Source organism: Paenibacillus cookii (assembly GCF_018333375.1).
Lineage (GTDB): Bacteria > Bacillota > Bacilli > Paenibacillales > Paenibacillaceae > Paenibacillus_AQ > Paenibacillus_AQ cookii.
This window is the reverse complement of sequence record NZ_BORW01000019.1, coordinates 71,353-96,236: the sequence shown is the minus strand read 5'-3', so window position 1 is coordinate 96,236 and position 24,884 is coordinate 71,353. Positions and strand designations below refer to the sequence as shown.

23 protein-coding genes and 2 pseudogenes are annotated in these 24,884 nt (G+C 52.1%); 8 read left to right on the top strand and 17 right to left on the bottom strand.

Annotated elements, in window-relative coordinates:
- Window positions 1–31 precede the first annotated feature (31 nt).
- The 5 genes and pseudogenes from KI367_RS16965 to KI367_RS16945 all read right to left on the bottom strand — a co-directional run bounded on the left by KI367_RS16965 (window position 32) and on the right by KI367_RS16945 (window position 3,080).
- The gene (locus tag KI367_RS16965) at window positions 32–1,279 is read right to left on the bottom strand and encodes a DUF445 domain-containing protein (protein ID WP_036712117.1); all 1,248 of its coding nucleotides are present in this window, start codon (window positions 1,277–1,279) and stop codon (window positions 32–34) included.
- 123 nt (window positions 1,280–1,402) lie between these two features.
- Window positions 1,403–1,966, bottom strand: coding sequence for a nitroreductase family protein (locus tag KI367_RS16960; protein WP_036712114.1), 564 nt, complete (start codon window positions 1,964–1,966; stop codon window positions 1,403–1,405).
- A gap of 31 nt (window positions 1,967–1,997) precedes the next feature.
- Window positions 1,998–2,465: pseudogene (lspA, locus tag KI367_RS16955) on the bottom strand (signal peptidase II); the annotation flags it as partial.
- 36 nt (window positions 2,466–2,501) lie between these two features.
- The gene (locus KI367_RS16950; protein ID WP_036712113.1) at window positions 2,502–2,762 is read right to left on the bottom strand and encodes a metal-sensitive transcriptional regulator; all 261 of its coding nucleotides are present in this window, start codon (window positions 2,760–2,762) and stop codon (window positions 2,502–2,504) included.
- A 51-nt stretch (window positions 2,763–2,813) separates the two neighbouring features.
- Window positions 2,814–3,080 carry a hypothetical protein gene (locus KI367_RS16945; RefSeq protein ID WP_036712111.1) on the bottom strand — a complete coding sequence of 89 codons (267 nt, stop codon included), beginning with the start codon at window positions 3,078–3,080 and terminating at the stop codon, window positions 2,814–2,816.
- Window positions 3,081–3,294: 214 nt separating this feature from the next.
- Here KI367_RS16945 and KI367_RS16940 point away from each other — a divergent pair, with 214 nt between their 5' ends.
- Complete coding sequence (locus KI367_RS16940; protein ID WP_212951076.1) at window positions 3,295–4,527, top strand: aminopeptidase; 1,233 nt, start codon at window positions 3,295–3,297, stop codon at window positions 4,525–4,527.
- A gap of 208 nt (window positions 4,528–4,735) precedes the next feature.
- Window positions 4,736–5,965: an aminopeptidase gene (locus KI367_RS16935; protein ID WP_212951074.1), complete on the top strand. Its 1,230-nt coding sequence runs from the start codon at window positions 4,736–4,738 to the stop codon at window positions 5,963–5,965.
- Between the two features lie 39 nt (window positions 5,966–6,004).
- Here KI367_RS16935 and KI367_RS16930 read toward each other — a convergent pair whose 3' ends face one another.
- Window positions 6,005–6,697, bottom strand: coding sequence for an AlkZ-related protein (locus KI367_RS16930; protein ID WP_246537026.1), 693 nt, complete (start codon window positions 6,695–6,697; stop codon window positions 6,005–6,007).
- Window positions 6,690–6,857 carry a WCX domain-containing protein gene (locus KI367_RS27645; RefSeq protein WP_373316240.1) on the bottom strand — a complete coding sequence of 56 codons (168 nt, stop codon included), beginning with the start codon at window positions 6,855–6,857 and terminating at the stop codon, window positions 6,690–6,692. Before KI367_RS27645 ends, KI367_RS16930 begins: the two co-directional genes overlap by 8 nt.
- Before the next feature lie 201 nt (window positions 6,858–7,058).
- On the opposite strand from KI367_RS27645, the gene KI367_RS16925 reads away from it, so the two are divergent.
- Window positions 7,059–7,532, top strand: coding sequence for a zinc ribbon domain-containing protein (locus KI367_RS16925; protein WP_052147119.1), 474 nt, complete (start codon window positions 7,059–7,061; stop codon window positions 7,530–7,532).
- A 90-nt stretch (window positions 7,533–7,622) separates the two neighbouring features.
- Here the strand turns inward: KI367_RS16925 and KI367_RS16920 are convergent, their stop codons facing one another.
- The 3 genes from KI367_RS16920 to KI367_RS16910 form a co-directional block, all read right to left on the bottom strand.
- Window positions 7,623–8,627, bottom strand: a complete 1,005-nt coding sequence (locus KI367_RS16920) for an aldose 1-epimerase (protein WP_212951072.1) — start codon at window positions 8,625–8,627, stop codon at window positions 7,623–7,625.
- Window positions 8,628–8,746: 119 nt separating this feature from the next.
- Window positions 8,747–11,056, bottom strand: a complete 2,310-nt coding sequence (locus KI367_RS16915) for a histidine kinase (RefSeq protein WP_212951071.1) — start codon at window positions 11,054–11,056, stop codon at window positions 8,747–8,749.
- Between the two features lie 226 nt (window positions 11,057–11,282).
- Complete coding sequence (locus tag KI367_RS16910; protein ID WP_036712103.1) at window positions 11,283–11,471, bottom strand: hypothetical protein; 189 nt, start codon at window positions 11,469–11,471, stop codon at window positions 11,283–11,285.
- Between KI367_RS16910 and KI367_RS16905 the strand changes: the two genes are divergently transcribed.
- The 3 genes from KI367_RS16905 to KI367_RS16895 are packed head-to-tail and all read left to right on the top strand — an operon-like array spanning window position 11,464 to window position 13,749.
- On the top strand, window positions 11,464–12,051 hold the full coding sequence (locus tag KI367_RS16905) for an RNA polymerase sigma factor (protein WP_036712100.1): 588 nt from the start codon (window positions 11,464–11,466) through the stop codon (window positions 12,049–12,051). The genes KI367_RS16910 and KI367_RS16905 overlap by 8 nt on opposite strands.
- Window positions 12,032–12,847, top strand: a complete 816-nt coding sequence (locus tag KI367_RS16900) for a hypothetical protein (protein WP_212951069.1) — start codon at window positions 12,032–12,034, stop codon at window positions 12,845–12,847. The genes KI367_RS16905 and KI367_RS16900 overlap by 20 nt, the downstream gene beginning before the upstream one ends.
- 53 nt (window positions 12,848–12,900) lie before the next feature.
- The gene (locus KI367_RS16895; RefSeq protein ID WP_212951068.1) at window positions 12,901–13,749 is read left to right on the top strand and encodes a CAP domain-containing protein; all 849 of its coding nucleotides are present in this window, start codon (window positions 12,901–12,903) and stop codon (window positions 13,747–13,749) included.
- 141 nt (window positions 13,750–13,890) lie between these two features.
- On the opposite strand, the gene KI367_RS16890 is transcribed toward KI367_RS16895, so the two are convergent.
- From KI367_RS16890 to KI367_RS16860, 7 genes and pseudogenes are all read right to left on the bottom strand, one after another.
- Complete coding sequence (locus tag KI367_RS16890) at window positions 13,891–15,030, bottom strand: toxic anion resistance protein (RefSeq protein WP_212951066.1); 1,140 nt, start codon at window positions 15,028–15,030, stop codon at window positions 13,891–13,893.
- Window positions 15,031–15,052: 22 nt separating this feature from the next.
- Entirely contained in the window at window positions 15,053–16,744 is a 1,692-nt protein-coding gene (locus KI367_RS16885) for a vWA domain-containing protein (RefSeq protein ID WP_212951064.1), read from the bottom strand.
- Window positions 16,745–16,756: 12 nt separating this feature from the next.
- Complete coding sequence (locus tag KI367_RS16880; protein WP_212951090.1) at window positions 16,757–17,485, bottom strand: PDDEXK family nuclease; 729 nt, start codon at window positions 17,483–17,485, stop codon at window positions 16,757–16,759.
- Window positions 17,486–17,966: 481 nt separating this feature from the next.
- A pseudogene (locus KI367_RS16875) lies at window positions 17,967–18,101 on the bottom strand (DUF4183 domain-containing protein); the annotation flags it as partial.
- On the bottom strand, window positions 18,083–19,840 hold the full coding sequence (locus KI367_RS16870) for an ABC transporter ATP-binding protein (protein ID WP_212951062.1): 1,758 nt from the start codon (window positions 19,838–19,840) through the stop codon (window positions 18,083–18,085). The pseudogene KI367_RS16875 and the gene KI367_RS16870, both read right to left, overlap by 19 nt.
- Window positions 19,841–20,175: 335 nt before the next feature.
- Window positions 20,176–20,817, bottom strand: a complete 642-nt coding sequence (locus KI367_RS16865) for a deoxynucleoside kinase (protein ID WP_036712082.1) — start codon at window positions 20,815–20,817, stop codon at window positions 20,176–20,178.
- Window positions 20,814–21,440, bottom strand: a complete 627-nt coding sequence (locus tag KI367_RS16860) for a deoxynucleoside kinase (protein WP_036712077.1) — start codon at window positions 21,438–21,440, stop codon at window positions 20,814–20,816. The genes KI367_RS16865 and KI367_RS16860 overlap by 4 nt, the downstream gene beginning before the upstream one ends.
- 358 nt (window positions 21,441–21,798) lie before the next feature.
- On the opposite strand from KI367_RS16860, the gene KI367_RS16855 reads away from it, so the two are divergent.
- Both KI367_RS16855 and KI367_RS16850 read left to right on the top strand, forming a co-directional pair.
- Window positions 21,799–23,289 carry a stalk domain-containing protein gene (locus KI367_RS16855; protein WP_212951061.1) on the top strand — a complete coding sequence of 497 codons (1,491 nt, stop codon included), beginning with the start codon at window positions 21,799–21,801 and terminating at the stop codon, window positions 23,287–23,289.
- Between the two features lie 33 nt (window positions 23,290–23,322).
- A complete protein-coding gene (locus KI367_RS16850) occupies window positions 23,323–24,837 on the top strand; it encodes a stalk domain-containing protein (protein ID WP_212951059.1) in 1,515 nt (504 codons plus the stop codon).
- The last annotated feature ends 47 nt before the right edge of the window (window positions 24,838–24,884 follow it).

The window sequence follows — 24,884 nt, the reverse complement described above, 5'->3', positions numbered from 1 at the left end:
ACTCCTCTCCGTATATCGCTTTTTCCCATGGTCAGGCAATCAGCATGTGAACGACCGTTAATACGAGACCGATCAAAAAGCCGCAAATCGCCCCGTTGACCCGAATCCACTGCAAATCGCTGCCTACTTTCTCTTCAAGCATCTTCACCAGCGACTGATCGTCGAGCTGATCGAGGTTTTCGCGCACCAGCAGACCGATCCGGTAATAGTTGGCTTCGACCGCCTTCACGATCAGGGATAACGTCCCTTGCTCCCAGCGGGCCATCATGTCTTCCTTGTCCCGGAGCATGTTCGCTGTCCAGCGATAGAGCTTAACGATGCCGCGTCCTCCGTTTTCACGTTCCTGCTCCAAAGCCGCAAGCACGCGATCCCGGATTTCTTCGAGCTTTCGCAGCATCCATTCCTCGGTGCCGGGAGCCGCAATTTTATCGCTGATCAATATTTTAAGGCGCTCGGCGACTTCCGGATTTTCCGCAAAACCGGTCACCTGCTGCCGCACCTCCGTCAAAATGCGCTGGCGGACCGGGCTGCTTTCGTGCGCCAATTCATGCAACGTGGACTGAATCAGGTTTTTCAGAATGTTGCCAAGCTTCTCTTCGCTCATGAATCCCAGCATCGCCTGCAGCGCAAATCCCTTCATCCCGCTCAACTGGACTTCCTGCAGCTTGCTTAGCGCCAGCTGTCCCAGCATATATTCGTTTTCGGGGCGGCTTACCCAGCGTCCTGCAAAATTCAACACGAAATTAAAAGCCTTTTCGTCCAGCTGACTGCGGAAAGCCTGCTTGGATGCCGCTTCAAGCATCGGCGATAAATCCTGCTTACCCACCAAATCGATCAGCAGCTTTTGCGCGGAAGGCGTCATTTTGTCCACCGGCAGCTGCCGGACGGCCTCGCTCAGTGAATCAATGACCTTCAGCCGGATTTCCTTTTTGGCGATCAGCTTCAATAGGCCCGACGAAATCCCTTTAAACAGCTTCATCTGCCGCAATCGTCCCGTAATGCTTTCCTTGTTCAGCAGTTCCGTTTCAAGGGCCGAAATCAGCGAATTGACGATTTTATTGCGGTTTTTCAGCAGCAGGGACGTATGCGGAATCGGGATGCCCATCGGATGGCGGAATAAGGCCGTGACCGCAAACCAGTCGGCAAAACCGCCGACCAATCCGGCTTCAAAACCTCCCTGCAATAAGCGAACCGCTATATTTTGAGGCAAAAACAAGGTGATCAGAAACCCCGCCCCCATGACGGCCAGGGAGGTCCCTGCCAAATATCTCGATTTCAAGTTTAATCCCTCCGCTCTATGTATCCATGATCTAATCCTATTGTACCCACATATGGCCCGAAGCGCTTCGGCAGCTAACCGGCAAACAGAAAAACTCCCGATGAAACGGGAGCTCCGCCAACCTCATAACCTCGGCTTGTACACCGTGAATTTCTCTTCCGCAGGCGTTCTCGGTTGTCCCTCCGGCGCCTCGTGAAAAAATCCGAGATGCAGAAATCCGGCAATTTTTTCGTCCGGTTGTAACCCGAGTGCTTCCTTGACGTTCGGATCGTAAATGTGCGGATTCGTTTTCCAGACCGATCCGAGCCCGCGCTCCCAGGCAAGAAGCTGAAAATTTTGGATCATCGAACAGACGGCCCCGTAATCCTCGTCCCGCTGTTTTTCATTTTCGGCATCCGTCATGACGACGATCAGATAAGCAGCAGGTTCGTTGAAATATTTGACGCGGTATTCGAACATCTCGTCCGGGTAATGCTGAGCCATTTCGATCGCGAAAAACGGCTTTGCATCGGTCGGTACGAAGATGAACCTCCACGGCTCGCGAAGCTTGTGGGTCGGCGCATAGACCGCGTCGTTCAGCAATTCGAGCACCAGCTCCTGCGGAACGGGATCGTCCTTATACCCGGTTTTTACCGATCGTCTTTCCCTGATGATTTGGGCAAGTTGCGATTTTTTGACCTGTTCCATTCGTCTCTTCCTCTTCCATTCGTATATTGCGTTATTTGAAAGAATAGCTCCGTTTCTCCTGCCAGCCGCGCAGCAGCATGCCGAAGATCAGCAACACCACGCCGGCATTGATGGCCAGATCGGCGATGTTCATGATGCCCGAACGGGATCCCCACACGAGAAAATCGGTCACCTTGCCGTACATGAGACGGTCCAGGGCATTGCCGAGCGCTCCCCCGGCGAGAAAACCGGCCGCCAGTTCCAGCACCATGCCGCGGATGGCTCCCTTAATGCGGTAATAGATAAGGGCTCCCACCACCACGATCGCCAGGTACGCAAACCATTTGCCGTACCCTTGGAACGAACTGAAGGCGGCCCCGCTATTTTGATAATATTCAAAATGAAGGTACGGAATAAAGACATTCCGCTGTTCCCCGACAAACATATGGGTGCGCACCCACCATTTTGAGCCTTGATCCACGAGCAAAACAACAAGCGCCAAGATGTAGAAAGCCATAGAACCCCTCCTTGTTTTTGCTTTGTAAGGCCGCCTCTCCTATCGGCTTTTGATTAAAAGCTCCACCGCTTCCTTAACCAGCCCGCCGGTGTCGTTACCTTTGGCGCGCTCCTCGAGGATGCACTGCTCCAGATTGGTCGCAACGATATATGCCATCGCTTTGTCGGTTGCGCTGCGGACGGCGGACAACTGCGCGACGACATCCTTGCAGTCTTTTCCTTCTTCCATCATGCCGAGCACTCCGCGAATCTGACCTTCGAGCCGCTTTAAGCGCCGGACCACGTTATCATCGTAATTCATGCCGAACCATCCTTTCCTTGACTAATTTGAAAGAGCGCAGGCAGCGACTCCTTATTTCGCCATGGATTCCATCGCTGCATCGACCAACGCGTCGAACATGTCGTCATCTTCTTCAAGAAGCTCGTCCGCCTTGAGAAACTCCTCTTCGATCCCGGACTCTCCCGCAAAGTTCAGACTGTAATCCCAATCCTTGCCGTTTTTGCTGAACAGCGTGATTTCGTATTGCGACTGGTGACCTGCGAGGGTAAACGTCACATGACCGAGGTAATGTTTTTCTTCGTCCTGCGCCATGTCTGCTTTTATGATTTGGTATTCCATAGATCTGTTCTCCTTTTTTGCTTTTCCATGTATCTATAGTATACCATGTCCGGTATTCTTTCCATCCAACGCGAACATATTTTCAATATGTCATCCGATTTAGTACAATAGAAAAACCATCGCTTGAGTCGGTGACGTCTTGAGCCGGTGGAGCGAAAAAGTGGTGTTCAGACTGCATCGCGGGAGAAGACGATCAATATTGGAGGGACAAAATATGGCCAGCTTTCAAGAAAATTTGAACAAATATGCCGATCTGGCCGTCAGAGTCGGCGTCAACGTCCAGCAAGGACAAATTCTCGTGGTAAATGCGCCGGTCGAATCGGCGGAGTTCGTGCGCATGATCACCGAAAAAGCTTATCAGGCGGGAGCCAGCGAAGTCCGCGTCAACTGGAACGACGAAAAAATCACGCGGCTCAAATACGAGCATGCCGCTGATGAGGTATTCTCCGAAGCGCCGAAATGGTATGCGGGCGAAATGACCGAACTGGCGGAAAGAGGCGCAGCCATCCTGCACGTGCTCGCTGAAAATCCGGATTTGCTCAAGGGCATCAAACAGGAGCGGATTGCGGCGAACCAAAAAGCGAGAGGCCAAGCGATGACCAAATACCGCGCTTACCAGCAAGCCGATAAATTCAGCTGGTGCCTGATCGCGGTTCCGTCGCCGGAATGGGCCGACAAAGTGTTCCCGGACGCCCCGAAGGAAGAACGCGTGCAAAAGCTGTGGGATGCCATTTTCCATACGGTTCGCGTCGACCAGGACAACCCCGTGGAAGCATGGACCGAACATCTGAAAACATTGGATGAAAAATCGAAAATCCTGAACGAAAAGAAATATAAAAAACTGCATTACATAGCGCCGGGCACCGACCTGACGATCGAGCTCCCGGAAGGCCATATTTGGGCCGCCGGAGAAAGCTTCAACGAAAAGGGACACAGCTTCGTGGCCAACATGCCGACCGAAGAAGTGTTTACCGCTCCGCTGAAAACCGGCGTCAACGGATACGTCAGCAGCACGAAACCGCTCAGCTACGGCGGCAACATCATCGATAAGTTCACCATTTCGTTCGAAAACGGAAGAATCGTCAAGGTGGAGGCCGAAGAAGGCCAACAGGTGCTCGAGCACTTGGTGGAAATGGACGAAGGCTCGCACTATTTGGGCGAGGTTGCCCTCGTGCCGCATCAGTCTCCGATTTCCGAGTCCAACATTTTGTACTTCAACACGCTGTTCGACGAAAATGCATCCAACCATTTGGCGATCGGCAGCGCGTACGCGTTCTGTCTCGAAGGCGGCAAAGACATGACGCAGGAGCAGCTTAGCGAACGCGGGCTGAACACCAGCGTGACGCATGTCGATTTTATGATCGGCTCGGGCGAAATGGACATTTTCGGCATTACGGCGGACGGGAAAGAAGAACCCGTATTTAAAAACGGAAACTGGGCATTTTAATACTTGTCTCCAAAACGCATCAATGCCAAACGCATACGATGTCAACCTTGGAGCCAGCTGGAGTCTTTCCTGCAGAAGCGGGAAAGGCTCCATTTTGCGTATATGCTTCCGTCTGCGGCAAAGTTTCGGTTTTATTTGACCTGTGGTTGATTTACAATAGAAAAATAACCCAAACACACTGATTGTGTTCTTTAAGGAGGATTCCGCCATGTTAACGTTTGAACAAAAACTGAACAACTATGCCGAACTAGCGGTCAAAATCGGGGCCAACGTGCAGCCTGGGCAGACCTTGGTCGTCAGCGCCGACATCGAGGCACGCGAGCTTGTCCGATTGATCGTCAAAAAAGCTTATGAAGCGGGGGCCAATTTCGTAAGAGTCAATTATACCGACGAAGCGGTCACCCGGCTGAGATACGACCTGGCGCCGGATGAATCCTTCCTGCTCCCTCCTGCCGCGCAAGCGCGCGAATGGGTTGAGCTGGCGGAGCAAAACGCGGCATTTTTGACCGTCATTTCCGCCAATCCCGATCTGCTGAAAGGCGTGGATCCGGAGCGCATCGCGAACAACCAGCGAACCTTCGGCCAAGCCATGGCCAAATACCGCCAGTACCAGCAGGCCGATAAAATGAGCTGGACGGGCATCGCTTTCCCTTCTCCGGACTGGGCCGCGAAAGTGTTCCCCGATCTCCCCGGCGACGAAGCGGTCGCAAAGCTGTGGGACGCCATATTCCATGCCGTACGGGCAGACCAGGAAGATCCGGTCGCCGCATGGCAGAAACATATCGATACGCTTCAAACCAAATCGGATGAGCTCAACGGCAAAAAATATCATAAGCTCCATTTCGTCGCGCCGGGCACCGATTTAACGATCGAACTTCCCGAAGGACATATTTGGGCGCAAGCCGGCAGCGAAAACGAACAAGGGACTCCGTTCGTCGCGAACATTCCGACCGAAGAAGTATTCACGGCTCCGTTAAAAACCGGCGTAAACGGATATGTCAGCAGCACCAAACCGCTCAGCTACGGAGGAAACATCATTGACCGCTTCAAGCTGACGTTCGAAAACGGCAGAATCGTGGATTTCACGGCGGAAGAAGGACAGGATACGCTTGCGCGTCTGATCAATATGGACGAAGGATCCCATTATCTCGGCGAAGTAGCGCTCGTGCCGTACCAGTCTCCGATTTCGCAAAGCAATATTTTGTTTTTGACGACCTTGTTCGACGAAAACGCGTCCTGCCACCTCGCGATCGGCAGCTCCTACGCCTTCAACCTGGAAGGCGGCAAAACGATGTCGGCCGAAGAGCTTGCGGCTCACGGCATGAACGCTAGCATCACGCACGTCGACTTTATGATGGGTTCTCCGGAGATGAACATTACCGGCATCACCCGCGACGGGAAAGAAGAGCCGATTTTCGTCAACGGCAATTGGGCCTAATCGGCAAAAACAAAGCCGGGAAGCTATTCCCGGCTTTGCTCATGCACGGAATATTTTTTCGAAAAACGCCAGCGCTTTGCCGCTGCATCTCACCTGCAACCTGCGGATAAGCTCGGCACGGGATTCCTTTTGCGATAACCTGCTTTCTGCGATCCCGTTTTGGTTCATCCAATGCGTCGTCGTTTCATAGGCGGTGCTGTTCCACCCGTTTTTCTCCCCGTCCGCATTCACTTTCGCTTGTACGCCGGAGATGACGATGAACAAGGCGTCCTGCAGCTCCACGACCGCCCGGTCGAAAGCTTTTTTGTCTTCCTTCGCCTTCATGAACGCCCGCTCGCGCAGCGCCCGGGTATCGATCCCCTGCTCGATTTCGATGAGCCGGTACAGCTCCCACGCCGCTTGGGACAGCAATCCGTCTCGATAGCAAGCTTCGGCGCTTGGACCTAAACGCAAAGCGTTAAACACGAGCGGAAACCAGTCGGGCGAGACCAAAACCGCTTTTTTCTTCATGAACTTGCCGTAGGCTGCTTTTCCTTCCGCGGGAAAACGAACCCGCCATTTCCACGGATCCTGCTCCGTGTCGCTGTGCCAGCTCGTTTGCGGCGTCACGCTCTCGAGCGACGGATAGTCCGGTATCAAGGACGCGAGCGGCAATATCCCAAGTTCCTCGATTAATTTTACGGCTTCATCGTAGTTATTCACCATCGTACCGGTCTGCATCTTCTCATCCATGGGTCAGCTCTCCTTCTTCCTGGTCATCATAATATTTTCGAAGATCTTCCGCCCGTTGACGGATGTCCGCCCGAAGTTTTTCCGGGCCGATCACCCTTGCTTCCCTGCCTAGCGAAAAAAACATTCCGACAGCCCAGTCCCATTCCCTTCCATTTTTTATTTCCCTATTTCACGGGTCTCGGGTATAATGCCATAAGAAAGTCCCTAGGCATACGAATGCATTCTATAATCCAAAGCAAAGCCATAAACTATACTACCAAGGTATCCATAAGCGAGAGGTCGGTAAAGATATGAAGCCGGAGTCTATGAGATGACGATCCATATGGATACGCCAAGCGGATGAAGGAGGAGAAACCCCGTTATGTCCAACTTTTTAAACAAACTCAAACAGGGTGTATCGGATGCAGGCAAAAAAGCTCAGCAAACCGTGGAATCCACGACATTGAAGTTTCAGGTAGCATCCAAAGAAAAGGAAATCGAAAAAAACTATACGGAGATCGGACGGATCGTCTACCGTTCCCTTGAAGATCAAACCAGCTTCGTTCCCAATGCGGAATACCAAAAATATCGCGAGGCCATCGTGAACCTCGAGCAGGAAATCGAAGAGCTCAACCGCAAAATCCAGCAGCTCCAAAACCTGAAGGAATGCGGATGCGGAAAGATGCTGCCGGCCGACGCGTCCTATTGTCCGTTTTGCGGTCAGCAGTTCCAAACCATCGTGCTCCAACCGTCCGCCGTTCAGGCCGAAAAAACTTCCTATTGCCCAAGATGCGGGGAGGCGGCAGGTTCGACGGATAAATTTTGCCGGAGCTGCGGGTTTCATTTAGCCGAGTGACGTCCGCTATATATTAACGATTGCATGACCGCCTTTCCGATGACGGAAAGGCGGTTTTTTATGCCACGTTACGGTATTCAGGCTTAAGTTTTAACGTTTCAAAGCATAAAACGAGCTGGTTTCTTCCCATCGTTCGCCCGGCTGGAGTCCGAAAAGTCCGATTTCCTCCGCAGGCAACCCCGTGATATTCGGCGCATTGACCAGATTGGTTTGCGGTTCCGGACAGAAAAACTTGCCGGAGGCGCCGTTGTTCCAAATCATCCAATGCTTGTAAGAAGTTCCGACATCGTATACCAAAACGTCCCCGGTCCTGTTGTCGGTCAGCTCCATGCGGTTGCGGCCGTTTTGCGGGCTAGCCGTGTAATGGTTGTCCATCTCGGCAAAGTAAGGGCTGACGCCTTCGGTCTTCATTAACTCTTCCTCGGCGCTAAGCGGCTGGAACCGTCCCGTCGGCAGCATCCGCTCGTCCATTTCCCGGCGCTCCCCGATCGTCACTTTGAACGTATAATCCGAAGCTTTGCTTCCCGGCACGAAAGGCGCGTTGATCGCCGTATGGAACGCCAGCAAATTCGGCATGTTTTCCTTGCCGTCGTTGACGATCGTCACCTTCTGGTGCAAACCCTCGGCATTTAAGGTATATCGAAGCGTCACCGTAAAATCGAACGGGAAATACTGCTTGTAAAGATGGCCTTCGCCCACTTTCTGCGAGATGACCACCACGCTTTCGTACTCGTCGCCCTTTATGTATTCAACCCTCCAAGGGATCGTATGCATATAACCATGCAGATGGTTGCCGCGGTCGGTTTCGTTGACCGGCAGCCGGTACTCCTTGCCTTCCCAGGCAAATTTACCGCCGTCATACCGGTTTGGCGGAATCAGGACCGGAATGCCGTAAATGCCCGGATTAGCCTTGAAATCTTCCATTTCGCCTTCTTCAGGCTCTCGCAGATACTTGAATCCCTTTTCGACGTCGCGGAACAAAATCAGATTGCCCCCAAGCTCCGGGAGCAGCGCCGCTTCGTACGGTCCATGTTTCAGCCAAACCGCCCGTTCGCCTTGAAAATCGCCTACATAGGCCGAATGTTGTGTCTCCATGATTGCCTCCTCTTCATCCATGAAAAGATATTTAGCATACTAAGGATAGATTTCATCCTTTACTTAATATACCATGCTTCAGAGGCCTTCGGAAACGCTAGCTGCGATAAATCGTTGAATCAAGCCGGAGGCTCCGGGCTTCCTACCAGAAGCACGTCAATGTCCCTGGCCAAACGGAGCAGTTCCCGGACGGCTTTGCGCCTGCGTTGCTTGGATCCGGGCGATCCGTCCTGTCCGGCGATGATTTGCGTCGCTTGGAGGCCGGATGCTTTTTCCATCGCGATCCGGGGAATAACCCGCCATGCTTCGGCTTCCAACACGCCATATGTTCCTCCCAAACGCTCCGTGAGCTTGCGGCAGTCGTCCATCATGGGGGTTATGACTTCAGCGGTACCCATACGGATGGTGTCAACATAAAGTGCCGCCTTCAAACGATACGCAATTCTAAAACCGCGCCGAATGAGCCGCTCCCCGTTTGTTCCGGGAAAAACGCATACGTAGATCGTTTCTTCTTTTCGCCATGGACCGCGGATGGAAAAGCTGCGTTCCCTGGATTCAAGCCGTTCGTCCACGTCATCGGCGATTTCCCGCAGGGCAAGCTCCCTTAAGGCGATCAGATTCCCGGTTTTGAAAAAGGAGTCCAGCGCCTGTTCAACCTTGCCCGCTGCGTAAATTTTCCCCTCCCTCATCCGCCGGCGCAGCGCCCGGGGAGCGACGTCGATGAGCTCCACTTCATCGGCCATCGACAGAATGGAATCCGGAACGGTCTCCCTTACCCGAACTCCCGTGATCTGCTGCACCGCATCATTCAGGCTTTCCAAATGCTGCACGTTCATCGTCGTGATCACTGAAATGCCATGCTCAAGCAGCATCAGAACGTCCTCGTACCTTTTTTTATTGCGGCTGCCCGGCATGTTCGTGTGCGGGAGCTCGTCGACAAGGGCCAGCTCCGGATTGCGGGCAAGGATGGCATCCAAGTCCATTTCCTTTAACACCCTGCCTTTATACGCAATTTCCGATGCGGGCACCGATTCCAACAATCCGATTTGGGCCGCCGTTGCCGCCCGTCCGTGGGTCTCCAGCCAGCCGATGAGGACATCCGTCCCCCTGCTTAAGCTTTCGTTGCCTTCACGCAGCATCGTGTACGTTTTGCCGACGCCCGGGGCTGCTCCGATATAAATTTTCAACCGTCCGCGTTGGATGCGGTTCACTTTCCGTTCCATCTCTTCATTGCTCAGTCTATGAAATCGCTCTTGTTGATGCGGCTGAAAACGGAGGGCAGGAAGTATGCGCGAGTCTCCATGCGCCGTCCGGTCGGCCACCCAAAACAGATCGATCCCCCTTGCGTGCTTCAGTATGCCGCCCGTGACGGAGCCGTGCCAAAATTCCTGCCAACGGCTTTTCTTAGAATGTCCAAGAACGATTCGCGTCACGTTTTTTTCGAGGGCATATTGAATGAGCGCCTTGGGAAAATGCCTGGATGAAGGCAGCGTCCGTTCCTCGACGGCGGCGTCCGTTTTTTTCGCCATCTTGTGCAGGGAACGTTTGAAAGCCGCCGCTTCCTTCGTCAACTTGCGTTTTTCAGGCATAAAAACAACGACGAGCAGGTCCCCGTTTAAACGTTTGGCGATCTGTTGCCCCCTGCGGATGTAAAGAGAACCGTTCGAGTGATACTGCGCCGACACCAAAATCCTTTCCGACGCGCCCGACGGCCCCTGCAACCCCATTTGCTCGCGGTGTTCCTCGAGTTCGGCTTGAACGCCCTCGGCCACAAGGCGCAATGACAATTCGCGCAGCACGGTCAAATCCTTGCGGGTCAACGAACCGGCATCGTCGTTCGCCCCCAGTTGACCTTCCTTGATTCTTGCGATCAGCGTTTCGGGCGAAACATCGATCAATCGAATTTCATCCGCCTGCCCCAACGTTCCCATCGGAACGGTTTCCCTGGATTCCACGCCGGCCCACTTTCGGGCCAGGTCATGGACGCCTTCGATCTCGTATGCGTTTAACGTCGTGACCACGCCGATGCCATGATCAAGCAAAAATTCGATATCCTTTAACCGGTTCGGAAATCGCGCCCCTTTGCGGTTCCGATGCGCCAATTCGTCCACCAGTACGACCTCGGGATTTCGCGCAAGCAATCCTTCAAGATTTAAATCCTTGGTCTCCTTGCCGCGGTCCAGCCAATGGATGCTGGGTACCCGTTCAAAACCGGCCAACTGCTTTTCAATTTCCGGCCTGTTTAAGGCGGATACGGCGCATAGGACGACATCGATCCCCCGCTCCTTCAATAGTTGGCCTTCACGCAGCATATGGTAGGTTTTACCGCTCCCGCTAACGGCGCCGATCATGATTTTTAATGCGCCTCGCCGAACCTTTCGGATTTCTTCCAAAACTTGTTCCGGCGTTTTTCTTTTGTATTCATCCATCGCGTTCTCTCCCCACCATGAACGGTTTGCACGTAAATCGTAAGTCTGCGAGGGCACTGCTGTAAAATGCCGAACGCCCCTCCTGCACCGACGATCCTCCGAAAAACGGAATGTGAGGCTGTTTACCAGAAAATGCGCATATATTTGAAACATTAACGCTTATGTACGACGATTATCCTATATTTGTATTTTTGTTTCCCAAAAAATTTCAATGCCAAATATTAGGCTAAGCATACATAAATATTGTAAAATAGATAGAAGAAAAACCTCCACGAAGGGGAATTGCCAGCAAGCGAACCGGCTTTTCGGCAGACTTGCCGATCGGATGTTTCCGATAGCCGATGAATATATGGAATTGTAAGACGGGATTCAAAATTGAAACACGGGCTTTCGGGAAGGGGATAACCATGTCCACAATGATTCGGCTCCTCACGATGACGGACTTCAGCGATATCAGTGAGGATTTACAGGAAGAGATCTATTACGAGTATTACGATTTTGCATACGGCATGATATATTACATTGTCAAGGATCACGCTGCTACCGAAGACATCATTCAGGAAGCCTTTATTAAAGTGGTCAAAAACAAGCCCGTATTCGAAAACGAAGCCAAACTTCGAGCCTGGCTCAAGGTCGTGACCAAAAATACGACGATAAATTATTTGCGAAAAAATAAAAATTACCGTAACCAAGTGGATGTTGAAGGTGTTTTTATGTATAAAGAAGACGTTCCCCAGTCGCCCATGTCGGTCGAAAACACCGTTGAAACCAAATTGATCGAAGAATCGATCATGGAATACCTTCAACAATTGAAGCCCGAATACAGAGTGTTGATCGAATACAGGTGGAAACAGGGACTGAGTTACAAAGAAATTTCAAGTATGCTGGAGCTGAGTGAAGATGTCGTCAAGCAACGTCTATTCAGGGCTCGGGAAAATATTAAGAAAATGCTGTTTAAAGAGTGGGGGATTAAGGATGAAAAGCGAAAAATTTGAAGAGTGGTTTGATGTTGCCTTTGACCGCGCAGTGTCTTCATCTTCCTTAACGTCCGACGAAAGCAAGCGAGCATCCTGGAAGAAGGTTCAAGCGCAACTCGATCAGGTCAAACGCAAGCGCAAACAGAGACGGCGTTTGCAGCTTAGCGGCATCGTAGCCGCATCGTTTATCGCGGGGGTCGTGTTTTTCAGCCCTTCGGGCGTCACCAAAGCTCTGTCTCCGATCGTTCAATCCGTCGTGGATTTGGGCAACGGCATGATCGGAATCGTGATCAAAAACGGCGATGTGCCGCCAAGCCTCGTGACGCCAAAAACCGAAAAACCGGATACGTACGTCGAACAAAACAGCGACGGGGACAACTTCTCCCGTTTGGAATGGTCCGAAGTCCGGGAAAGCATCGGTCCACCCCTTAATTTGGACGAACTCAAATCCAAATTATCATTTTCGCTGCCGGAATTGAACCAAATCCCTTCGAAATATCATTTTGAAAACTATACGTTATCCAATCCTTCCGTAGAGGGAAAAGGATACGATAAGGTTTCGTTAAAGTACACCGATTCGGAGCAGCACGCGTTATGGATCCATCTGATGAATCTAAAAACGTACCAATCGACGATTTCCACCGTTCCGAAGGAAACGGAGAAAATCGCGCTCGGCGGTCAGGAAGTATTTTATAGTCCGGGCGTGTACAACCAGCTCTTAGGCATCCACCAGACGCTGATCATTCAGATCAGCAGCGACTTGCCTAAAGAAAAATTGGTTACCGTTTATAAATCGTTCATGCAAATCCCTTAAACCGAAAACCGAATACGAGACCGCCTTTCGTAAAATAGGGCTCAGGCCATATTATGGTAAAGTACATCGCGCTCGCCGCGCTCATTTTGGCTGCAGGCTGCGCATCGAACAACAACGTCTCGACGAAGCAGGCCACCCCGCAACCGGCCAAAATAACAACCCATTCCCATTCCCAATCCCGTTCGACGGACCCTGCTTCAATCAAAACCCAAGCATCGTCGACGTCAACGGACCGGATCGGGAAACTGTCTGCAAAAGGAACGCAGGACGGGATTACTTCCGAACTGCTGGACTTGATTCAAGCTCCGGCAGGCAGCCCGGCTAACCAAGCCCCCGGAGGTACGCCCGCAAATCGGGGGCCTGCCGGCGCACCGGTCAATCAGGGACCGACTAACGCACCAACGAACAAGCCGCCTGCCGGCACACCGGCGGATCAGGAGCCGATCGACGGCACGAACGGACAAGCCGGAAGAAGCGCTGCCGGAAACGGAACCGCCGGAACCGGCGCACAAACGCCTGCAAGCGGCAAGGATTCCGCCCAGTTCGCGCAGCAGGTGCTCGATTTGGTGAACAAAGAGAGATCCAAAGCAGGGCTCGGCTCCTTGAGCATGGACGATGAGCTTTCCAAAATGGCCATGGCCAAAGCGCAGGACATGTACAATAACAATTATTTCGATCATAACTCCCCGACGCACGGTTCCCCGTTCGACATGATGAAGGAATACGGGATTACCTATCAATCGGCCGGGGAAAACATCGCCAAGGGACAAACCACTCCCACGCAAGTGATGAATGACTGGATGAACAGCCCGGGGCATAAAGCCAATATTCTCAACAAAAGCTTCACGAAAATCGGCATCGCTTTTTACAATAACGAGTGGGTGCAGGAATTTACCGGTTAAATTTTCGGTTGCAGATCGCGGCAAAAGCAAAGGATATAAGCCTTCCCCTGGACGACCAGGCGAGGACTTATATCCTTTTTTTTGGGTGACTGCGTTAGAGACGCTTTATGCAGCGGCTATGGTCGGATCAGTTCAGTTCAATTATAAGTCCAGCTTGTGGCCCCGCTCCATTCGGGAAATCTGCTTTTCCCCGGTATCGGCCATTTCCCGGAATTGATTGATCGTTTCGCGCATTTTAGGCAGAGCCTCCTGCTTATACGTGCTGATCGAATCCAAGGCGGACAACACGTCCGTAAACGCCTGCTTTAACGTGTCAACCGAAATGCTGGCCTCCAGCGCTTGCTTTTGAATCGCCGCTCCTTGGTTTTTAAGCATTCGGGACGTGCTTGCGATCAGCTCGTTGGTCGTTTGGTTCAAAAGCTCGATCTTTTTCAGCACGATTTTCTGGTTATATAACGCTGCGGCAACGGTGACGGAGATTTTGAGCGCCGAAATCGTGACCGTTTTCGCCCGATCTACCCCGCGGATCAATTCTTTGTTGTTTCGGATGACGACTTCGATCGCCATAATCCCCTGCTGGTTCACGACCAGCATCTGCTGCAGGTCCATGATCCGCTGGCGGAGCGGGAACAGCACCTCTTCGGTAATGAAACGGATTTTATCCGGGTCTTCATTGCGCGCTTTGGCCGCTTCAATCTGGGCTTCGATGGAAGCATCCATCATTTCGCCGAGCTGGATTTCCTTTTGCAGCTTTTTCGTTAAATCCCGCAGGCTCTGCTGCTCGATTTCGAGCGTCGTATTGTCGTTTTTGAGGGTCTGCTTTCCTTTATCGAGCGAAACCACGATATCGCCGATGACGCTGTCCGCTTTTTCGAATTTCAAGAAATAGGCGCGGAGCGGGTTGAACAGCTTGCCGAGAAAACCCGTTTTTGCAAAATCGATCGCGCTCGGGTCCAAATCCTTCAGCTGGGTGTGGAGTTCGGCCAAGCCTTTGGCGACTTGCCCTCCTTCGTCTCCCGTCTGGGAAAGTTTCCCCACCGAAACTTGCAGCATCGTATTTTTGTCCGAAGACATTCTCATCGTATTCAAACCGAACGTATCGATCGATTGCAAAATCTCCTTCCGCTTCTCGAGCGAATCCAGATCCAGGTCCATAATCGCCGCGACGTTGGAATCGGCCAATTCCTTCAGCTTGGCGACTTCTTCCGGAACGGGTTTGACCTCTTCCTCAATGAGGGCTTTGATTTCTTCCGGGCTTGCGACTTCCATCGAAAATGACATCGTAATCCTCCTTTAAATGACGTTACATTTGAACGTTGAACAGGTTTCCGATTTTGTAGACGACATCGTCGGTGTCCGCATTGATGCTTGCCGCCTCGTTGATGCTCGAGATGCTTTGGAGCGCTTTGATGTTGGCGTTGTATCCGATCGTGTAGATCGGGATTTTATAGGCTTCGATCAATCCCTTAACGTCTTTCAGCGTATGGCCTTCATTCGTTTCCCCGTCGCTCAGGACAAAAATGAGCGGTTTGCTCGACGGATTTTCCGCCAAATAATCCTGCAGCATTTTGATCGCGACGACGATTCCGTCAAAGGTTGCCGTGCCGCCGTTCGCCTGCAGGCCTTGGACCGCGCCGACGAACATCGACTGCTGATTCGTATTGTATTTGCCGATCGGCAAATTGATGGTGACGTCGCTGGAATAGGACACGAGGCCGATGCTGTTGTCTTTCCCCAAATATTTCTGACCCTTCAAAAGCGATTCTTTCAAACGGTTCAAAGGTTCGCCCGCCATGCTGCCGGAAACGTCGGTGACGAACACGGCCGCAATCGGCTTGTTGCCGTTTTTCTTTTCCTTCCACAGCTTTTGGGCTGCGATCAGGACGTCGCCGCTGACCACGGGAAGCTCGGATTTGTAATCTTCGAGGCCGTTGAAGCCTTTTTTCTCCGCTTCTTTTTGATATTTTTCCTGCGTGACGAATTCGGCGAACTTCTTAATGATATTCAGTTTGTTTTGAGGCACGTCGCCAATGGCGTACAACGGGCTGTCATGTCTTACGCCGAACGGGGTGAATACGTATCCGCCTTTCAGGTCGGAGGCATTCACAAACGTCTGGTTTTCCAAAACGAAGCCGTCCAGCATGCCCGATTTGGCCGCGTCGCGCATTTGGATCGTCGTCGAGGCGGTAAACGGCACGTTGGCCTGGAAGCTCTCGAAGCCTTGGACCGCCTTTTCTCCCAAAAGATTTTTGTTGTCGAACGTATAAAGCGCGGTAAGCAGGAAGTTCAACCCCGTCGAACTGGCGAACGGATCGGTATATCCCATCGAAAACTCGTTGTTTGCGATCGCTTCGGTGACGGTCTTGACGTTGACGGCTCCGTATTTTTCGACCAGGGCGTCATGTTTGGCTCTCGATAAAACGATGCCCGGGACGTTGCCGACAAGCCGTTTGGAGACGAGCTGCGTCTTGATGCCGCTGGCCTTGACCATTTCTCCCCATAGCTCGTTGGAAGGGGTGAACGCGTCCGGAACGTATTTTTTGGACCTGATGTAATCGACGGCCGTGCCCGACGCGATGTTGCGAATTTTGACGGAGGCCGGTTTCCCGTTCACCATGACTTTGGCTTTGTTGAATTCGGTAGCCGCTTCGGTCAACCAGCCGTCTACGCCCGTGCCCGATTTTTCGATCGAAGAGAAAATTTCGACGAAGTTGTCCCCCGTCGTGTTTTTAACGGTGATTGGAAACTTGGAGATGTCCGGAAGCGAATCCCCGATATCGATCGGGTTCAGGTCGATTTGCCCTTTGACCGGCGTATCGGTTTTTACCGCGACATTGGAGTAAAGCTTGTTTAACCGCTTGGCCGCATCTTCGGCCGAAACCTGCAGTTTGGTTTTGCCGAGATTGGAAGTCATGTTGACCCCGACGTAAACCAGCACAAAAACGATGACCAGGATGATACCGGAAATAAGAAAAAACTTGCCTCTTCTTGCCATTCATTGCACCTCTCACTGTTTATATAATTTGGTCTGCTTGATTAACGAGTCGATTTCCTGCATGCACGGCATGTTGTCGATGTCGCCGGGTTCAAAACTGTCCAGGCGGGAGATTTCGATGATGAGCTTATCGAGCTTCAGCAAAATTTCCTCGTTCGTGCTCAAAGAGCTTTTCATGAAAGACAGGTACTCGTTGTACACCTTCGTTTTTTCCTCGAGAATTTCGCGCGAGAACTTGGACTGCCGCTGGTTCATGACGCTCAGGTATTCCGACTCGTCAAACACGCTGAGCCTGTTTAAAATGCTTTTGACGTTCAGGTAGAACAGCTTTTCGACCTCGTAGGCGACGGACGAAAACTTTTTGTGGCTCAATTCCCCTTCGTCAAACCGCTGGTTGATGATATTCATCAGCGTGGCTCTTTTTTTCAAGATGCGGTCCAATTGCTCGAGGGCCAGCGTAACGAATTCCTGAAGCGATTTGACGTTACGGTAGCGATTGAGCGCCTCCACATAGTCTTCATGCGTGCGGATCTTTTTGACGGGAATGACGGCCGGAGGCTTGAACAGCAGCATATAACATCCATAAAATAGGATGATGGCGCTTGCAACCAGCAACGTAATCCCGCATGCCGTCGAAAGAGCGCTTCCCCCGATCGAAATGCCCAAAAATCCGGGAGAGAGCACGAGAATGTTCAGGACCACGAGCCCTGCGACAAGCCCAAAAAATTTTATGTACTTCATTCGATCCAACGTCTACCTCCTTTTGCTACCTCGCCAAACGCGGGAAAACACATTCAGGCTATCCCATGTGATTTTGCGTTGTTAAAGGCAATATATTTTTAAGTTGCTTGTTCCGTTTGGCGGAAGGTTTTCGTGATTGCGAACCATTCTCTTCCATTTTGTTTATGTACCCTTGACGCCGATCCTGCATTGCGTCTTACCTCATCTTTCCATATACCTACGTTGCAGTTCCGAATAGGTTCCATTCCGCAAACGATGACCACGATCGGCAAAAGATTCCGCTTGGTCCAAATACCCTTGCCTTTTGAAAATTGTACCATATGTCATAGGGGTCTGGAACGATTAAAATTTTTTGTTCCACCCGGGGTGCCCTTTCGCGAAAAAGAGACCCGCCCCAAAAGCAGGAGCAGGTCTCAAGGATGAAAAACATGTTGGGCAGAAGCCGATGAAATACATTGATGTTGTAGTGCGGTCAAAAGGATCAGGATATGACGAACTGGACGATTATCAGAGTTCCGGGACCCAGGGCATCCCCTCCGGGAATGGTAATCGCTGTCGTCGTTACGGTTGAAGTATCGGCCGTTTGCATGACCCCGTTCACGTAGAGGCTGCAATAGCCTCATTCTTCATCTGCGCTTGATAAAGCTCCTGGTATCTTCCGCCTGCCGCCAGCAGGGAGCGATGTGTCCCGTTTTCCACGATTTCGCCGTTTTCCATGACCAGAATCAGGTCCGCATGCTGCACGGTGGACAAGCGGTGGGCAATGACCAGCGTCGTTTTGCCGACCATCAGCTTCGAAAGCGCATCTTGGACCAATCTTTCGGATTCGTTGTCCAGTGCGGCCGTCGCTTCATCGAGAAGCAGGATCGGCGCATCCCGCAAGATCGCCCTGGCGATCGCAATCCGCTGCTTTTGTCCGCCGGAGAGCCGCGAGCCCCGTTCCCCGATCTCCGTAGCGAATCCTTCCGGCAGCTTCATGATGAAATCGTAGGCGTTGGCCTGTTTGGCGGCTGCGATGATTTGCTCCTCGCTCGCATTCGGGTTTCCATCCAGAATATTGTCCCGGATCGTCCCCGTGAACAGAATGGATTCCTGCGGCACAAGCGAAAAATAATCCCTGTATTCCCGGGGGCCGATGTCCCCGAGCGCTTTCCCGTCGATTCTAATGCTGCCCGATCCGGGAGGATATAACCCAAGCAGCAGTTTGAACAAGGTAGACTTGCCTCCGCCGCTGCCGCCGACGACGGCCACCGTCTGTCCCGCGAACACCCGAAATCCGATATGGCGCAGCGCCGGTACCTCTTCCGCCCCCTCCTTGTACGAAAATCCGACAGAGGACACAACAAGCTCGCTGAATGCCGTTTTTGCCCGGCTCGCCGCCGGCAGCTCGGCGTACTCTTTGGGGGCGTCGATCACCTGAAAAATCCTCTCCGCCCCTGCCAATGCTTGCTGCATGCTGGACCATAAAGCCGGCAAAAGAGCAAACGGATTCACCAGATAGTTCATGAGCTGGATAAAAGCAAGCATCGCGCCGACTTCCAGGCTGCCTTTGGCGACGAAATACCCGGCTAGCAGGATGGCCGTCATGAAGGTTACAAGCGCAATCCCCTGCGACATGGCCGCGGCAGCCCCTTGGGTTTTGCCCTGGCTTTGCTCGATTTCCGCGATTTCCGTGCTGAATTGCCGGTACTGCTTGGATATCTTTTTTTCCAGGCCGAAAATTTTGTACAAAACGCCAGATCCCAGCACATCCTGCAAATACGACGTTCCTCGTCCCATCGTCTCCTGCAGGCGGACCCCTTTCCTGCGCATCGATTCCCCGAACATTTTACCCGTCAAGATCATCGCCGGTCCGACGCAAATCGTGATCAACGCAAGCGGCCAATGAATATTGAGCAGGTAGATAAAGGCGCATGTGGCAAGCAGCGGATTTCGGATCAACCCCATGATCACGTTCCCGGCCGCCTCGCCCACCGCTTGGTTGTCGCTCGTGAACCTCGCGAGCAAATCGCCGGTATGGATCCGGTCGTTGTAGTCCTGATGCAGCCGCAAGGCATGGTCCATCGTGTCCAGACGGATGTCGTTCCTGACTTTTACTGAAGCTTTTTGTTTCAAATATGTATCGAAAAATGAAATCAAGCTGCAGCCAAGCATGATGGCGATCCCAATGGCGACAAGTAACGGCCAACGGTCAACGTCGAACTTCACCGCCGCGTTTGTTATTTGGGACAAAAACCATGCCACGGACAGATCCAAGGTGATTCCAGCCAGCATGGTCGCGATTAACCCGGCATAGAGAAGCTTATACTTCTTCATATATTTTAACAGCCGGAAAAATACATCCTTTTTCATCATGCCATCCCTCTCTGACGATTTAAGTCATTGCTTTCCGTGGAAGCGTTTTCTATTTATCCAATCCTCCCTCCATATCCTTCTTTTTCCACAAGGCATGATTATAATCCATAACGGGAAATGAGGGAATATGTGTTTCTTGTATCCGGATCGAACCCTGCCTGGCGGGGATCCGGGACTTTTTCATCAAAAATGACACAGCCCTTAAAAGAGGTTGTAAACATCGATTAACCTGCATACAAAAAATACCGAAAACGGATCCGTCGTCCGTTCCCGGCATTTTCGTTATCGGTATGGTTATTTGTTGATGCCGCCTGCTTTCATTTTGCGATTGTTCATTAGGAAGAACGAATGATGGCTCCCACCTGCTTCAATATGTCCGACATCGATTCGGGATCATGCACGTCGTATTCGTCGATGTTCAAGCGAAGCACCGGGCAAGCCTGAAATTCACGGATCCAATCCGAATATCTTTGGTGCATGTGTTCCCAATAGGATACGTCGGTCTGAATCTCCATCTCGCGTCCCCGCTCCTTAATCCGGGCCAGGATGGACGGCAAGCTGCCTTCAAGGTAAATGAGGACATCGGGATGCGGGAAATACGGCGTCATTACCATCGCCTCAAATAGACTGGTGTATGTTTCGTAGTCGATTTTCGACATCGTTCCTTGGTCGGCGTGCATTTTGGCAAAAATGCCGGTATCTTCATAAATGGAGCGGTCCTGGACGAACCCTCCTCCTATTTCGAACATTCTTTTTTGTTCCTTAAAACGCTCGGCCAAAAAATAGATCTGCAAATGGAAGCTCCATCGTTCGAAATCGTGATAGAACTTTTCCAAATAAGGGTTATGATCGACCTTTTCCATGGAGGTTTTAAAGCCGAGCTGCGCCGCCAACGCTTTCGTAAGCGTGGATTTGCCCACGCCGACCGTACCCGCGACCGTGATGATCGCGTTTTCCGGGATTTGGTATGGATTCATGACAAGTTCTCCTTTAATTGAGAGGCAATTTCCTCGAATTGGTTTTTGTTTTGGACGAAGTCGACCCGGTTGGCGTCGATGGTCATGATGATCGTTGAAGGTTCGCGGTCCGCAAGCGACGACATCGCCGCTTCGTAATCCTCGATCAACTGCTGGAGATATCCCGGATCCATGTCCTGCTCGAACGGCCGCCCCCTCTTGGCGATCCGGTGCAGCAGGGTTTCCAAACTTGCTTTGATGTAGATCATGATGTTGGGTTTAGGCAAATCATCCGTCAGAATATGATAGATTTGCTCGTATTTGTCCCGTTCCGCGCCGGTTAACGTTCGCTGGCTGAAGATCAGGTTCTTAAAAATATGGTAGTCCGAAACCACAGGTTTTCCCGACATGACGTACTCTTGGACCGTTTCTTTCAACTGCTTGTACCGGTTGCACAGAAAGAACATTTCGAGCTGAAAGCTCCAATCGTCCATATTTTGATAAAATTTATCGATAAACGGGTTTTCTTCGACGATTTCCTTCACGACCGGAAGCGCGAAATGCTCTCCAAGCATCGCAGCCAACGTCGTTTTGCCCGCCCCGATCGGTCCCTCAACGGCAATAAAAGGCGTGTTTTTTTCCATGTAGCCGACTCCTTCTCCCATGCATGTGAAACTTCTCTATTAAAATTGGACCAACTCATTGTATCACAGACCGGCCTGTTTTCTCATCGAAACTTTGGCTTGGAAAATGTGACAACATTATGCGCGATGTGCGCCGCGAATCCAGGGTGAATGTTCTCAAATAAAAAAAACTTCGAGTACTTGCGACAAAATTTGCGGAATGCATCCAGGGGTGTTTTTTTGCGGTCAAAAATGTAACATTTTATCATGATGCACGTCTAATATTTGGAATCTTCCGATCCAAGCTCCCTACCGATCTCATTTTTTCGCGGCAATCTGCATCATTTTTTGGTTACATCTTGAAAGGAGAATTTCAAACATGAAAAAAACGATTACACTTTTGTCGCTGGCAATCGGCCTAACGGTTTCGGCCCAGGCGTCCGCAGCGGCAGCAAATACGAATACCGCTTCGACCATCGCATCGTACGGAACGGATTCCCTTGTCAAAACGGACGGGACGTTCTGGATCTGGGGCCCTCAGCAGCCCGTGCCGACCCAAGTCCCGGAACTCAGCGGCGTAACGTCCATGCTCGGCAACAAAATGGTCGAGAAACAAGACCACACGGTATGGCTCTGGGAGACCAAAGTGCTGAGCAAAGCGGTGACCGTCAAACCTGTCAGCGGGATCAGCAACGTTGCGAAAATCGAGGGTTATGGGCCCATGCTCGCCATCGATGCGGACGGGAACGTTTTCAGCTCGGTAAAAACGGATGAGGGCTGGGATCTGACGCATTTCGAACCCGTTAAAGGCATCGACCATGTGACGGACGTCGAAAGCTTTTACCGCAGCAACGACAAAACCGGCGAAGGACGCCGCGTTTTCTTGAAATCTGACGGGACGGTCTGGACGAACTCGGATTCCGCCCAAACCTTCACCCCCGTCAAAAATCTCGATAACGTCGTTCAACTCGAAGACACGATCGCGCTGAAAAAAGACGGCACCGTATGGACCTGGCCGAAAACCTTAAAAGGCACCGGCCCTCTTCCCGGCACGCTGAGCGCGACGAAAATCCAGTCTTTAAGCCATATCAAAAGCATCTGGCAGAACCAGAAATCCTCGCTGGCCATCGACAACCAATCCCGGCTTTGGTTCTGGGGTGCAACCGTAACCGGATATTCGGACGGCCCGGTATATACCGACCATGCCAAACCGGTCCTGTTAACCGGCGTAAAAAACGTGAAAGAGGCGTATATCGTAGAAAATTCGATTGTGGCCTTCACGGGCGACGGCAAAGTGTACGAGACTTCGATCCAGCGGAATCAAGTACCGTCCAACGTCTCCTTTAAGCTGCTCGCCTCGAACGTGGTTTCGGTCAAAAACGGCGACCGCCACATCATCATGCAGAAAAAAGACGGCACCCTTTGGGGATGGGGCGTCAATAAAGCGGCGGAACTCGGCCATGGCGATTATGAGTTCATGCATAACACGCCCGTACCCGTGCAAAAACCGATCTCCGTTTCCTTGAACGGGGAAAACGTGCCATTGGGCAGCGGCGTCATCACGCGCAATGAGCAAAATTTCGTGCCGCTTCGTTCCGTGTTCGAAAAAATGGGCGCCGAAGTCTCCTACGACGAAAAAAGCAAGACGGCTAAGGTTACGCGCAATGAAGCCGGAAAACCTGCCATTTCAATCGCGGTAAACGTCAAAACGGGCAGCATCACGCTGAACAACAACCCGATCCGGTTCGATAACAAACCGTTTACCGTGGACGGAACGGTATACCTTCCGCTTCGTCTGATCAGCGAAAAGCTGGGCGCCACCGTCAACTGGCTGCCGAACGAGGAACGGATCGCCATCCGTATGAACTAGTTCGGTTCGGTAAAAAAACAAGGAGGGTCGTATATGAACCGCGCAAAGCCCGTAACGTCGCTTCGCCGGCCGGCCGTTCTGGCCATCGCTGCAATAATAATGGCATCGGGTGCCGGTACAAGCCTGGCGGCAGACGAAAATCATCGCGGCGTTAGCGTGCCTGCTCATGCCGCTGCACATGTTTCTTCAGGTCCGGTAGCTTCTTCTCCCGCCAAAACGGCAGCAGAAACCGCCTTTACGCAGGTATTGGCAGGTACCTATTATTCCGTCGGATTGCGTGCGGACGGATCGGTGTGGACATGGGGCCGCAATTTATACGGCGAATTGGGGCTGCCCGGCACAAGCGCGGTCGGAAGCGTCAATTCGCCGGTCCGGCTGGTCGGTCTCACCGGAATCCGCTCGATCGCGACGAGCGGTTCCGGGTATCAGCTTGCCGTCAAAGATGACGGAACCGTCTGGGAATGGGGATCCCATCTAAGAAATTCGACCGAGACGCTGCCGCCGCGGCAGTTCCCCTTGCTAACGCGCGTTGCCCAGGTCGCGACGCAGCATGCCGTCAACTTTGCCCTTAAGCAGGACGGATCGCTTTGGGCTTGGACGAAGGATGTTGATACCGGGAAAATAGGTCAGCCCTTCGAGATTAAGCACACCGGCAAATACGTCAGTTTGAGCGTTGCGGGAGATACCGCATATACACTCGACGATGCCGGGTCGTTATGGGTGATTCGGGCGGAACGGCAAGATCATCGATTGAACGTACTCCCGCCGGTTCGCGTTTCAGGCCTCCCTGCCCTAAAGCAGGTCACAGGGGATTTCTCCTCCGGTATGTACGGGATCGATCGATCAGGCACAGCCTGGAAATGGTCGTTAACGCCTTCTGCCGCGTCGTATAAACTTTCCGGGAAACCAATAAAGCTCTATCCCGGCCTCAAGTTTAAACAGGCGGCCAGCAGCGGCTTAACGATGCTCCTCACCGAACAAGGCGAGGTTTGGACTTACGGCAAAGGACCTGACGGCAAGGAAGGCAAAGTGAATGGCTTGAAAGGGATCGTTGCCCTCTCCCCCGGATCGAGGCATGCTTTGGCTATCGATGCTCAGGGCCAGGTCTGGGGCTGGGGAGCCAATCAATGGAACGAGGTCGGGGGCCGCAGAAATTCGCAGGACGGCATGGAATATGCGCCGAAGCGGCTGCAAATCCCGATCACCGTTAAGGTCAACGGAAGCCTGCTCTCTTCCTCCTTCCCCGCTACGATGTCCGGCAACTTGATTAACGTGCCCTTAAAGGATACGGCAAAGGCCCTGGGGGCCGAATTGAAGACCCCGACGACGGCGGACGGAGGCATGTATACGCTCAAATATAAGGATACCTCGGTTGACTTCCGCCCTGGTTATAACGAAGTGGACATCAATGGCAAAAAAGTGCTGTTGCCCAGCCCGATCACCGCAGAGAACGGAGCGACGATGATTCCCGCCTCCTTATTGAAGCAGATGGGATTCACCGTCACTTGGGACTCAAAGCGCTCCGAGCTGACCATCACAGGCGCGTAATCGATTCGTCAAATCCAAGAAACGTCCTTATACGTATTTAGCTGCAA

What these genes read in the sequence shown, in the direction of transcription:
- KI367_RS16960 (WP_036712114.1), bottom strand. Translation starts at nt 1,966, where the DNA reads ATGGAACAGGTCAAAAAATCGCAACTTGCCCAAATCATCAGGGAAAGA.
- KI367_RS16950 (WP_036712113.1), bottom strand. Translation starts at nt 2,762, where the DNA reads ATGAATTACGATGATAACGTGGTCCGGCGCTTAAAGCGGCTCGAAGGT.
- KI367_RS16945 (WP_036712111.1), bottom strand. Translation starts at nt 3,080, where the DNA reads ATGGAATACCAAATCATAAAAGCAGACATGGCGCAGGACGAAGAAAAA.
- KI367_RS16940 (WP_212951076.1), top strand. Translation starts at nt 3,295, where the DNA reads ATGGCCAGCTTTCAAGAAAATTTGAACAAATATGCCGATCTGGCCGTC.
- KI367_RS16935 (WP_212951074.1), top strand. Translation starts at nt 4,736, where the DNA reads ATGTTAACGTTTGAACAAAAACTGAACAACTATGCCGAACTAGCGGTC.
- KI367_RS16930 (WP_246537026.1), bottom strand. Translation starts at nt 6,697, where the DNA reads ATGGATGAGAAGATGCAGACCGGTACGATGGTGAATAACTACGATGAA.
- KI367_RS16925 (WP_052147119.1), top strand. Translation starts at nt 7,059, where the DNA reads ATGTCCAACTTTTTAAACAAACTCAAACAGGGTGTATCGGATGCAGGC.
- KI367_RS16920 (WP_212951072.1), bottom strand. Translation starts at nt 8,627, where the DNA reads ATGGAGACACAACATTCGGCCTATGTAGGCGATTTTCAAGGCGAACGG.
- KI367_RS16915 (WP_212951071.1), bottom strand. Translation starts at nt 11,056, where the DNA reads ATGGATGAATACAAAAGAAAAACGCCGGAACAAGTTTTGGAAGAAATC.
- KI367_RS16905 (WP_036712100.1), top strand. Translation starts at nt 11,464, where the DNA reads ATGTCCACAATGATTCGGCTCCTCACGATGACGGACTTCAGCGATATC.
- KI367_RS16900 (WP_212951069.1), top strand. Translation starts at nt 12,032, where the DNA reads ATGAAAAGCGAAAAATTTGAAGAGTGGTTTGATGTTGCCTTTGACCGC.
- KI367_RS16895 (WP_212951068.1), top strand. Translation starts at nt 12,901, where the DNA reads ATGGTAAAGTACATCGCGCTCGCCGCGCTCATTTTGGCTGCAGGCTGC.
- KI367_RS16890 (WP_212951066.1), bottom strand. Translation starts at nt 15,030, where the DNA reads ATGTCATTTTCGATGGAAGTCGCAAGCCCGGAAGAAATCAAAGCCCTC.
- KI367_RS16885 (WP_212951064.1), bottom strand. Translation starts at nt 16,744, where the DNA reads ATGGCAAGAAGAGGCAAGTTTTTTCTTATTTCCGGTATCATCCTGGTC.
- KI367_RS16880 (WP_212951090.1), bottom strand. Translation starts at nt 17,485, where the DNA reads ATGAAGTACATAAAATTTTTTGGGCTTGTCGCAGGGCTCGTGGTCCTG.
- KI367_RS16870 (WP_212951062.1), bottom strand. Translation starts at nt 19,840, where the DNA reads ATGATGAAAAAGGATGTATTTTTCCGGCTGTTAAAATATATGAAGAAG.
- KI367_RS16865 (WP_036712082.1), bottom strand. Translation starts at nt 20,817, where the DNA reads ATGAATCCATACCAAATCCCGGAAAACGCGATCATCACGGTCGCGGGT.
- KI367_RS16860 (WP_036712077.1), bottom strand. Translation starts at nt 21,440, where the DNA reads ATGGAAAAAAACACGCCTTTTATTGCCGTTGAGGGACCGATCGGGGCG.
- KI367_RS16855 (WP_212951061.1), top strand. Translation starts at nt 21,799, where the DNA reads ATGAAAAAAACGATTACACTTTTGTCGCTGGCAATCGGCCTAACGGTT.
- KI367_RS16850 (WP_212951059.1), top strand. Translation starts at nt 23,323, where the DNA reads ATGAACCGCGCAAAGCCCGTAACGTCGCTTCGCCGGCCGGCCGTTCTG.